The sequence below is a fragment of the uncultured Mailhella sp. genome (genome assembly GCF_944324575.1).
GTDB lineage: Bacteria > Desulfobacterota > Desulfovibrionia > Desulfovibrionales > Desulfovibrionaceae > Mailhella.
On record NZ_CALUWV010000093.1, the window covers coordinates 1 to 8,347 of the forward strand.

An 8,347-nucleotide genomic window follows, 5' to 3' on the forward strand; every position below is an offset into this window, starting at 1 on the left:
GCTGAATCGCGGCCAGATACCGCAGCTTGGAGTGGAGTATTGCCCGGTCTCCGGAGACGAGCCGGGGGATGCGGAATCCCCATTCCCGAAGGGCATCGACCATCTTCGGGGGTGCTTGTTCCCGGTCTTTCAGGTCGCGCTGGTACGCTTCCAGCTTTTCTACGGGCCAGAGTTCAATTTTCATAATGGACTCCTGTTTCGTGGTAGTGATCACCGAGATCTCCCTCCCAGCGGTAATCGGTGGGGTTATAGACGCAGCCCTTGCACGGCTTCAGGTGGACAGGTCGTGTGCCGCCTTTCACTCTGGAGAACGCGCAGGTCGAACACATATTGAGAGAGGCCGACTCCCAGTCGAGAAACGTTGCCCCGGTAATTCGGGGCAGCGGATTCATGGATATCCAGCGCTGAACTTCCGGCTGTTCCGCAAGCTTCAGGAAGGCGTGCTTCTCCGCCATGTGATTGGCGCTCCATGCGGCATTGCATTCCCATGTCCATCCTTGCGGAATGCCGCTGATGTCGAGAATGCGGCGGTAGGTTATGGGCGTTTTCTTCCACACCTCTGCAAACTGGAGAACTTCCGGAGGAACGTTGCCGTAGCCGGCAGCGAAGGAGTCTTCTTCGTGCTCCTTTTCCTCTGCTTCCGCGGGCTTTTCTTCTTCCTCTTCCAAAGCAAGGCGGTTTCCTGAACTCATGGTCATCCGCAAGCCTTCAGGAATGCCCGCTTCCAGCCACAGACGCAGGTCCTCGCCGCAGGAAAAGGCTTCTCCCGGATCTTTCCCTGCGGGCACGGGCCAGCGCTTCGCACGGGGGAAGGTTTCATGCCATCTCGGCCATCCTGCGGCCCCGGCCTGATCAGAGTCGAGCGCAACCAGGATGCACAGGCTTGCCTCGAATCTGGCAAGCAGAGAGGGCGACAGTTTCCTCACGTTACTGGTCATGCTGGAAACGCAATGTGCCAGATCCCCGGCAAGCGAATGCAGCATGAAGGCATCCAGCTCGGATTCGACCACTACGGCCACCTTGCTGTCCCTGGTACAGGGGAGCCAGAGCATATCCATCTCGGAGCCTTCGACGACATGGTACTTGTGCTCCGGGCGGAATTCCTGTCTGTCCGCATCCAGTCTGCGGATACGGATTCGCCGGACTTCACCGTCCTCAATCTGGGGGATGACGATGCCGCGAGGAAGCCAGAAACGCTTTTCCTTCCCGTTCTTCATGACGGGCGGCAGCCCCCAGATGTTCCTGGGGCGGATGATGCAGTTTTTTCCCTTTTCTCCGGGGTTGAATCCCAACTGGTACTCTCTGGCCGCCGAAGCAGAAATGCCGCGGGCTTCAAGCCAGGCAAGCTGGTCGGGAGATTTTTGCAGCTGGTCCGAGGCCCATGCCACAAAGTCGGCAGCACGCTTCCGCCAGACCGGCGTGTCCACGGCGGCCTTGTTTTCTTCTTCGGCTGCCTCGAAGCGATCCATTTTTTTATGCTTCGGGAGGGACGGTGTTTTGAGGTGCTCAACCGGAGCCACGCCGATGCGCTGACAGGCATCCCGGTAGCTCATGTTGCCGAAGTCGCGCAGAAACTGAATGCCGTCGCCCTTGGCGTCACACTGCCGGCACCAGTAGTAGCCCCGGCCGTCGGCTTCATCAGGCCAGATGGAACAGCGGTCTTTTCCTCCGCAACACGGGCATGGAGCCGACCATTCGGTGGCGGTCTTCTTCTGCGTCCTGAAGCCGTATTCTTCAAACAGGTCAACGAGAGAAGCAGGCATGATATTTTTCTCCAACCGGTAAAACCGTCATGGTAACAGTCCTTATCGTAACATACCGGTTTTATGTGTTTTTATTGCTATCATGATAGTAGGAAGAACAGTAAGAAATAGTATAAAAACGCATTAGGTATTAACGCATTGGCACCTTCTATAGGCGCTTCCTACTGTCATGGCGCAGATATCCCTGTGAAGTTACAAAGAAAAAGTGGGATGACACCTCCCCTGAAAGTATCCTGGCAAGTGGATATACTGTCATGAAATCATGACCTCAGCGTTGAAATTCAACGGCATCAGCCGAAAAGCGGTAACCATAATACCAGACAAGTCCGCCGGCTTTTCTCTTTTCAATTTTTGATGAGATTCGACGGCCGAAAAGCGTGATCGAAGGTACCGCCTTGGGCGATATGTATTTCTTGTGCCAGCCCTGGTAGACTTCATAGAGATCTTTTGCTCCGATGCGTTTTTCAGACTCAGACAGCGACTCCATCTCATTTGCCGGGATGGGCGTCAGGCACTGGGCAATAAAAGTCGCAACCTCGTCTTCTTCCACGCGGTAGTCGTCACAGGCTTTTTTTATGGAGATCGGAGTAATGAGGCCGTCACGCTGATAGGCCAGGCATCCGCGGACAAGCCAGGCAAGAATGCCCGACAGCTCCTCTTCCAGCTCCCGCTCAAGATGAGGGTTCCGTTTGCGGTCAAGCTCGCCGACTGGTTCGTCAATGAAGCGGTAGGGGAAGGTGATCAGCTTCAACCTCTCCCAGAAAGCGGTGTCATGGCCGGGAGCACGGGGCAGAAAGTTGGTGAGCAGAAACAGCGTATGGGTAGGGCGGAATTCCGTATTTTCTCTGTCCCAGAGATACCGGCCCGTCAGAGAGTCGGAACCGGAAAGAAGCTTGACCTGAGAAGTGGAGAACCGTCTGTTTTCATTGGTTTCCGAAGCCCAGACGATGCGCAGCCCGTTCAGATTCATGATGGTGGGGCTTGCTGAGTCGGGGTCCTTGGGGACAGCCCTGTCCAGAAGGAGCTCCGCAGGGATAGGTCCCATGTACGGGCCGAGCACCTTCTTGAGCGTCTCCATGATGACGGTTTTGCCGTTACGTCCGCGTTCACCGTACAGCATCAGGAAAAGGGGCTCGGAAGAAAGACCGGTAATGGCATAGCCGAGCACCTTATGCAGGTAGTCTGACACGCCATCGAAAGCGCCGATGGTTTCGGACAAACTCCGCTCCCATTTTGGAGCAGGGGCGTTCAATCCCTTCCATTCGACCGGACAGGCTTTTTTCATGAAGTCGTCAGGACGCCCCGGCCGGAACTCCCCGGTGCGCAGATCCACGACCCCGTTGGCCACGCCGAGCAGCCACGGGTCCTTGTCCCAGATGTCCGGGCGGCAGATGAGAGGATCAGAGTTGGCCAGAGTGAACTTGATGCAGGCATTCACGCCACGGGAACTGTTCAGGTACGAGGCGCGGCTGAACATTTTTTCTGCGGCGGCCTTCAGGCGTTCACCTTCTTCCTTGTCTCCGGCGTCCTTGGCCTGGCGAGCAAGACGCTCATAGTGCGAGGCGACTTCTCTGTACTTGAGACCGACTTCATCGACAGAGGCTTCTACCTTGTGGACATGAGTTTCCTGCCATCGTTGCCCGACCCATTCATACCACTGGCGGCACTCAGGCACATAGACGAAGCGGCCCCGAAAAAGAGCGGAATGGAGCAGACCGTCTCCTTTTTCGCCGAAACTGGAGCACTTGGCCACAAAGTCGGGAGTCACGGCCTCCTGTTTTTCCTGGGCATGGCCCTGGCGCTGTTCTTCGGCCACGGCTGCCTGGACGCGGGCTTCCATATCGGAGATGTCGCTCATGCCGCCACCTCCAGACAGGGAGCGTCAAAAGGCTCCGTCCCAAAATCCCAGGAACAAAAACCAAAAAATCCCGTAGTCCACGAGGACGCCATTCCGCCCCTCGACAGGCCCCCCATGGAAGGACCCGTAACGGCCGGCTGCGGCCATGATACTTTGAGCTGTTTTTCTGGAGAAAGAATGAAGGAGGAGGCGCGGCGGCGCATCTCCAGGGCGGCGTTGCCGCCGAAGAAAAGGAAGCGCCAGCCCTTACGGGCGAAAAGGGAGATGAGAGCGCAAAGGCCCGTCGCGGAAGAGGCGGAGAGCTGGGAAAAGGGGGCTGGCGCGCTGCAGAAAGGCAGGTCAGAAACGTTGTCTGCGACGCGACTTGCGGGTGACAACTGGGTGACAGAAGCGGAAAAAGCTTCAGAAACGACGAAAGGGATACCTGCAAAAAGCAGATATCCCATTGATTTCGTTGGTGCGCCTAGCAGGATTCGAACCTGCGACCCACTGCTTAGAAGGCAGTTGCTCTATCCAGCTGAGCTATAAGCGCGCTCTTTGTGTTGTAGAGAAGGATTGCCTCGGGGTCAAGAAAAATTTTTGATTATCGTTTAAACCACTGCTCGATGCGCATACGGAAGCATCTGCTGAAAAAACGAATGATGAATCCTGTCAGAAAAGCAGTGATGACGGTGCCCTCCCGAAGGCCTGCAATTTGTCCCAGGCAGATGTAGCCGAGCAGGGCGGCAAGAACGACCAGAGAAACGTCGTTGATGACTTTGAGGTTGCTGAACGGCAGCTTGAGGCGATAGGCAAGGGCAAGTACGAATCCTTCGCCAGGAATGACCATGGTGTTGCTGGTGATTTCCAGCATGATGCCGAAGGCCATGAGGGTACAGCCGATAAGACTCATGCCGATACGCAGCGGCCAGGTTTCAGGAATGAGGGTATGAGTTACCCACATGCCGAGATCGATAAACATGCTGAAAACAAACACGCACGGAAGCTGAAGAAATTGTCGGGGCCTGAAGGTTTTGCCGAGCAGCGGTATCTGAGCCAGCAGCATGAGCGTGTTGACGCAAAACGTTCCTGTCCCCATGGAAAAGCCGAAAATTTTGGCGACTACATAGGGAACGCTGGAGATGGGGGTCGTCCCCAGCTGGGCATTGGTAACCATGGCTATGCCGTTACCCATGAAAAAAAGGCTGAAAAAAAAGATAAGCCAGCGCTTGCAGCGCTCCTTTGTATGAGATGTCTTCATTTTTTGTGCCGCAAGAAGTTATGAAAATAAATTAATTACATATTATTCTATTCAATATTGCCAGCGAAGGCAAGTTTTCTGCCTGTAAAATGAAGGAAGCCTGCCGAAGGGCAGGCTTCCTGTTTCATGAGCTGGCAATCAGAAGTTCGGGTTGACGGCAGCTTTTCCGTCTCCGAGCATGGTGTGCACGTATTGCACGGTGCGTTCATCTACCGGCACTATGGGAAAGCTGTTGCGGCATGCTCCGCAGGTTACTGTCATGGGCTGCACGGGGGATACCAGAACCACTTCGTTCTGGCAGTACGGGCAGATGTAGACAAAGAGCAGAGCCATGCTTTCGGGCTTTACCGGTTCATCGTAGGTCATTCCATTCTCCATGAACGGTTCCAGAAAGAGGAAGATTCTTTTTTAGAGTTCCTCCCACGACACTCAGATGAGCAGATTGTCACCGGTCATTTCGGCCGGAACTTCGACGCCCCAGAGTGTAAGCAGCGTTGGCATGATGTCGCCGAGCTTGCCGTTTCTGACAGGATGAGTCCTGCCATCTTCCAGGATGAGAAGCGGTGTCTGATTGAGAGTGTGGGCAGTCTGCGGCCGGCCTTCTTCATCAATCATTTTTTCTACGTTGCCGTGGTCTGCAGTAATGCACAGTATGCCGCCGCGGTCCATGACGGCCTTTTCAATGCGGGCCACACAGGCGTCTACCGTTTCGCAGGCCTTGATGGCGGCTTCAAGAATGCCGGTGTGTCCAACCATGTCGGGGTTGGCAAGATTGCATACGACGAATTCGTACTTACCGCTGTTCCACGCTGCGATGAGCTTGTCGGTCACTTCTTCGGCGCTCATCTGGGGTTTGAGATCGTAGGTGGCCACGTCTCGCGGGGATTCGACAAGAATGCGATCCTCATTTTCAAAGGGAGCTTCTCTGCCGCCGCTGAAGAAATAGGTCACGTGGGCGTATTTTTCCGTTTCGGCAATGCGCAGCTGGTGCAGTCCCATGGAGGATACAAGTTCTCCCATGGTTTTGTCGAGATTGTCCTTCGTGAAGGCAACGGGAGCGGTGAGCGTGGCTTCGTAGGAGGTCATGGAGGCTACAGCGGCCATGTCGGGCATGACACCACGGTCGAATCCGGTGAAGTCGGGATCCGTCAGGGCACGTACCAGTTCTCTGCCGCGGTCGGCCCGGAAGTTGAAGCAGAACACCCCGTCTCCGTCGCGAATGACGGATTCGGAAGGATCAAGCAGAATGCGGGGCTTCAGGAACTCGTCGGTTTCTCCTTCGGCGTAGGCGGAGCGAAGGGCATCGGAAGCGTTGTCTGCACGCTGCCCCTTGCCGTGCACGAGCATATTCCAGGCTTCTTCCACACGTTCCCAGTGCTTGTCGCGGTCCATGACGTAGAATCTGCCGACCATGTCGGCCAGACGGGCCCCTGTCGTTTTCAAGACAGGTTCAAGCATGGACACATAGTCGATACCGGAGCAGGGCGGTGTGTCTCGTCCGTCGAGAAAGGCGTGAACCAGAGCGGGAATACTCTCGCGCTGCGCCATTTCAAGAAGAGCAAAAAGATGATTGATATGGCTGTGCACACCGCCATCCGACAGAAGACCACAGAAATGAACGCGACCGCCGCGGGCGCGGATACGTTCAAACAGATCAAGCAGAACAGGGTTCTTGAACAGCTCGCCGCTTTCCACAGCCATGTCGATGCGGGTCATGTCCTGATACACGATGCGGCCTGCGCCGATGTTCAGATGGCCGACTTCCGAGTTGCCAATGAAGCCTGCCGGCAGGCCGACCTGACGTCCGGAAGCGTCCAGTCGTCCCATGCCGGGCATGGCAAGCAGACGATCAAGTGTGGGCGTATGCGCAAGGCTGGCGGCATTTCCCGGTCCTGCCGGAGCCAGACCGTAGCCGTCGAGAATGAGAAAAAGGGTGGGTTTCACTGCAGGCATCAATTATTCTCCTTTCCTTCCGCTGCTGTGGCAGGCAGCGACTCGGCACCGGTCCAGAGAGCTTCAAGGTGATACAGTTCTCTGACCGGCTCCTGAAAGATGTGAACGATGATATCGTTGAGGTCCACGAGTACCCACTGACCTTCCTGGTAGCCTTCCGTGCGAAGGACTTCAAATTTTTCCTGCTTGCACAGTTCCGAAAGACCGTCGGCAAGGCTGCGGGCATGGCGTGCGGAGGATGCGGAAGCTATGATGACGATGTCTGCCAGAGGATTGCCTTCCGGAAGACGAAACACGGCCAGATCACGGGCCTTGTGTTCGGTCAGCCAGTTCTGCAGAATGGGCGCCTTTTCAGAGGCGGGAAGCGTGGAGTATTTTTTTTCTTTGGTCATGGTGTCCCTCAATGTGCTCAGTATAGTCGATAGGAATGGGGCGTAAGTATACATCATTACCTTTTGGAGCGCAAATGGCGGGCAGACGGCTCGATGGCGCTCTTTTCTTTTTTGCGTTCGCCCGGTATGACTCCAGAACAAGGGAGTTTTTATGATGGATTTTCATGTGATGCTCACGCCGGATGTCAGCGGCAAGACCTGGGACGCTTCTTCCATGCTGCACTATGCAGCCTTGGCCGGCTTGCGTTTTGTGGGACTTGTTCTGCCAAGTGACGGGAGCAATTTTTCAGAGCTGACCACCTTGTCTGCGCAGGTGCGGAAGCTCAGCCTTTATGCCAACGTGGAGGCACGTACAGGCGTGGAGCTGCGTCACATTCCTCCGGCGCTTCTTCCTTCCATGGTACGGGAGGCCCGTGAAGCAGGCGCTGAGCTTGTTCTGGTGCATGGTGAAACGATTGACGATCAGGTGGAACCCGGAACCAATTTTGCGGCCATAGAGGCCGGAGCCGATATTCTTGCCCATCCGGGTTTGATTGATGAAAAGGCCGCTGCCTTTGCGGCGGAGCGTGGCGTTGCGCTGGAGTTTACTTCTTGCCCTCGGCATGCTCTGACCAATGCCCATGTTGCAGCCATGGCACTGCGGTTTGGATGTCTGCTGGTGAGGGGGAGCTGTGCCCGCTGTGCGGCCGAAATGACCACCAGAACGTTCTGGCCGCAGATCATAAAAGGGGCAGATGTTTTCGGAAAAACGGGCGAAAAAAGTAATTTATTAGAATTATTGAAAAACAGTGAGTTCCAACTTTTGAATGCGTTAATGACTTCCCCAAGAGGAAGAGAAAAATAAAATTTTTTTCTTCAAAAGCTTGACAGGTGTGGTGTATTTTGCTAATTACACACCTCGCCGAGAGACGAAATGCTCATGTAGCTCAGTTGGTAGAGCGCATCCTTGGTAAGGATGAGGTCATCAGTTCAATTCTGATCATGAGCTCCACTTCTTCTCTTCTTCGGTACCAGAGTCGGGATGTAGCGCAGTCTGGGAGCGCACTTGAATGGGGTTCAAGGGGTCGCTAGTTCAAATCTAGTCATCCCGACCAGAATTTCAGGGAGTTACGATATGTTTCGTAACTCCCTTTTCTGTTAA

The 8,347-nt window shown here is 55.0% G+C and carries 8 protein-coding genes, 3 tRNA genes and 1 pseudogene; 3 read left to right on the plus strand and 9 right to left on the minus strand.

The annotated features are described in order from the left end of the window. The 9 genes and pseudogenes from Q0J81_RS09270 to rsfS all read right to left on the minus strand — a co-directional run. A pseudogene (locus Q0J81_RS09270) lies at nucleotides 1-184 on the minus strand (DNA methyltransferase); the annotation flags it as partial. Continuing rightward, complete coding sequence (locus tag Q0J81_RS09275; RefSeq protein ID WP_294447384.1) at nucleotides 174-1,763, minus strand: CHC2 zinc finger domain-containing protein; 1,590 nt, start codon at nucleotides 1,761-1,763, stop codon at nucleotides 174-176. The pseudogene Q0J81_RS09270 and the gene Q0J81_RS09275, both read right to left, overlap by 11 nt. A gap of 268 nt (nucleotides 1,764-2,031) precedes the next feature. After that, nucleotides 2,032-3,621: a phage/plasmid primase, P4 family gene (locus tag Q0J81_RS09280; RefSeq protein WP_294447385.1), complete on the minus strand. Its 1,590-nt coding sequence runs from the start codon at nucleotides 3,619-3,621 to the stop codon at nucleotides 2,032-2,034. Next, a complete protein-coding gene (locus Q0J81_RS09285) occupies nucleotides 3,618-4,067 on the minus strand; it encodes a hypothetical protein (RefSeq protein ID WP_294447386.1) in 450 nt (149 codons plus the stop codon). Before Q0J81_RS09285 ends, Q0J81_RS09280 begins: the two co-directional genes overlap by 4 nt. A 9-nt stretch (nucleotides 4,068-4,076) precedes the next feature. Further along, a tRNA-Arg gene (locus Q0J81_RS09290) sits at nucleotides 4,077-4,153 on the minus strand. Nucleotides 4,154-4,204: 51 nt separating this feature from the next. Continuing rightward, nucleotides 4,205-4,795, minus strand: coding sequence for a DUF6198 family protein (locus tag Q0J81_RS09295; protein ID WP_294447387.1), 591 nt, complete (start codon nucleotides 4,793-4,795; stop codon nucleotides 4,205-4,207). A gap of 204 nt (nucleotides 4,796-4,999) precedes the next feature. Beyond that, on the minus strand, nucleotides 5,000-5,227 hold the full coding sequence (locus Q0J81_RS09300; RefSeq protein WP_294447389.1) for a hypothetical protein: 228 nt from the start codon (nucleotides 5,225-5,227) through the stop codon (nucleotides 5,000-5,002). Nucleotides 5,228-5,290: 63 nt separating this feature from the next. Next, nucleotides 5,291-6,814 carry a 2,3-bisphosphoglycerate-independent phosphoglycerate mutase gene (gpmI, locus tag Q0J81_RS09305; protein WP_294447391.1) on the minus strand — a complete coding sequence of 508 codons (1,524 nt, stop codon included), beginning with the start codon at nucleotides 6,812-6,814 and terminating at the stop codon, nucleotides 5,291-5,293. Next, nucleotides 6,814-7,206: a ribosome silencing factor gene (rsfS, locus tag Q0J81_RS09310; RefSeq protein WP_294447392.1), complete on the minus strand. Its 393-nt coding sequence runs from the start codon at nucleotides 7,204-7,206 to the stop codon at nucleotides 6,814-6,816. The genes gpmI and rsfS overlap by 1 nt, the downstream gene beginning before the upstream one ends. A gap of 151 nt (nucleotides 7,207-7,357) precedes the next feature. On the opposite strand from rsfS, the gene Q0J81_RS09315 reads away from it, so the two are divergent. From Q0J81_RS09315 to Q0J81_RS09325, 3 genes are all read left to right on the plus strand, one after another. Continuing rightward, a complete protein-coding gene (locus Q0J81_RS09315) occupies nucleotides 7,358-8,050 on the plus strand; it encodes a histidinol phosphate phosphatase domain-containing protein (RefSeq protein ID WP_294447393.1) in 693 nt (230 codons plus the stop codon). 71 nt (nucleotides 8,051-8,121) lie between these two features. Further along, nucleotides 8,122-8,197: transfer RNA gene (locus Q0J81_RS09320), tRNA-Thr, on the plus strand. A 26-nt stretch (nucleotides 8,198-8,223) separates the two neighbouring features. Beyond that, nucleotides 8,224-8,300, plus strand: a tRNA-Pro gene (locus Q0J81_RS09325). Nucleotides 8,301-8,347: the final 47 nt, after the last annotated feature.